Here is a 1,922-nt window from a genome sequence, read left to right as displayed (position 1 = left end):
GCAGGGGAATCAGGGTGATGCCCACCAGAGCAACGCCACCGCCAGCCATGAGCTGTTTTATCCCCAATTAGGTGTAAAACTCTGCTCGATGGCGGGCGGCGGCGTACAAAAAATCTATATGGTGTTTTTTAGAGAACCGTCCCGGCGGGACAGGTCAGGCAGTGACCTGTTCCACCTCCGGGATGGGTTTGAGATTAAAATGAATTTCGATAGAAATGTGTCTTGTTTTATCTTCGTCAATGCGTTCATGCACGACGATTTCTTTGATTAAGCGGTTAAGGGTGGCTGCGTCCAGCTCTGTGATGTTGGCATATTCCTGAATGGCTTCCACCCATTGTTTTGCGTCATTGGCAAGCTGGACTTCATCAGACAGCCGCTTTCTGCCCTCGGACACTTTTGCTTTAAGCTCCGTCTGCTCGGTCTGTGTCTTTTCCAGCATGGTGTTGAAATTCTGCTCACTGATACGCCCTGCAATCATATCCTCATAAAGCCGCATGACCATTTTGTCCAGAACCTCAATCCGTTCCTCGTCCCTTGTAAGGGAGCGTTCCATTGCTTCCCGCTGTTCCCGCTGCTCTGCTTCACAGGTATTGGTCAGGCGGTCGGCAACCGCTTCCCCGTCCATCAGGGCAGCTCTGGCACATTCCCGGATTTTCCGCAGCACATGGCTGTAAAGGGTGTCATAGTCAATCCGGTGCTGGGTGCAGTGGTTCTTTCCAAAGGCGTTGTAGGTCTTGCAGGAATAAATCCGCTGGGGATGTTTTGCGTTTGTGTAGCGTACCGTCAGCGACTTCCCACACTCGCCGCATTTTAACAATCCGGCAAACAGGCTGATTTCATCGGTCTGCCCCGGACGCTGGCGGGATTTCAGCTTGTTCTGCACAATGTCAAAGCTCATGCGGTCAATCAGCGGTTCATGCTGTCCCTCCACCACAATCCAGTCCTCCGGCTTCTTTTCCCCAATTGTGCCGATTTTGAAACGGTAGTCTTTTTTCTGGGAAGCAATCGCACCGGTGTAGACGGGATTCATCAAAAGGTCTTTGATAACGGAGAAGTCCCACATATACCGCCCGTTTTCCGGGTCTTTCTTTTCCCATTTGGTTCGGGTGTTGCGAAGCCCCCGTTCCCGGTTCCACCATGTGGGGCAGGGGATTTTTTCTTCCTCCAGCCGTCTGCGGATATAGTTCGGACCATGACCGTTCAGGGCATATCCGAAAATCAGCCGCACAATCGGGGCGGTTTCCTCGTCAATGAGCAGATGGTTTTTGTCCTCCGGGTCTTTCCGATACCCAAACGGGGCAAGACACCCGGTAAACTGTCCTTTCTGCGCTTTCAGAAGATAAGAGGAATGGACTTTCTTGGAAATATCCTTGCTGTACATCTCATTCAGGATATTCTTGAACGGGGCGATGTCGTTGTTATCCCGCAGGGTGTCGATACCGTCATTCATGGCAATATAGCGGACACCGTTTCTTGGGAAAAAGTCCTCAATCAAATGCCCGGTTTGCAGATAGTTACGCCCCAGTCGGCTGAGGTCTTTCGTGATGACAAGGTTGATTTGCCTGCGCTCAATAGCTCTCAACATCCTCTGTAAATCAGGACGCTCCATATTAAGACCTGTGAAGCCATCGTCCTGATAGACTGCCACAACCTCCCATCCCTGCTTTTCGCAGTATTTTTCCAGCATATCCCGCTGGTTGGCGATACTGGCACTTTCGCCTTGCAGGTCATCGTCCTTTGACAGCCTGCAATAGACCGCCGCACGATAGCCCCCGGCAAGTGCCGAACCGATTGTTCTGTATTCCATTTCGTTCATCATAGCCATTTACCCACACAATCCAGACGGTATCTGGCTCTTTTGAACCTCATCTTCATTATAGCCTATATCTTTCTTTTTAGCAAGATATTCTTTTGTATTTATT

Annotated in this window: 1 protein-coding gene and 1 pseudogene; both read right to left on the bottom strand. The window is 50.4% G+C overall.

Annotated features, from left to right (window positions below; genetic code table 11):
* Positions 1 to 49 (bottom strand): annotated as a pseudogene (locus J3353_RS16625) (conjugal transfer protein); the annotation flags it as partial.
* A 105-nt stretch (positions 50 to 154) separates the two neighbouring features.
* On the bottom strand, positions 155 to 1,825 hold the full coding sequence (locus J3353_RS15880; protein WP_055262334.1) for a recombinase family protein: 1,671 nt from the start codon (positions 1,823 to 1,825) through the stop codon (positions 155 to 157).
* Positions 1,826 to 1,922 lie beyond the last annotated feature (97 nt).

The organism is Faecalibacterium sp. Marseille-Q4137 (genome assembly GCF_017377535.1).
Taxonomy (GTDB): domain Bacteria; phylum Bacillota; class Clostridia; order Oscillospirales; family Ruminococcaceae; genus Faecalibacterium; species Faecalibacterium duncaniae.
Note: the sequence above shows the minus strand (reverse complement) of the source record. Positions and strands in the feature narration are given on the sequence as shown.

Coding starts and splice junctions, on each gene's coding strand:
- J3353_RS15880 (WP_055262334.1), bottom strand. CDS start 1,825: ATGGCTATGATGAACGAAATGGAATACAGAACAATCGGTTCGGCACTT.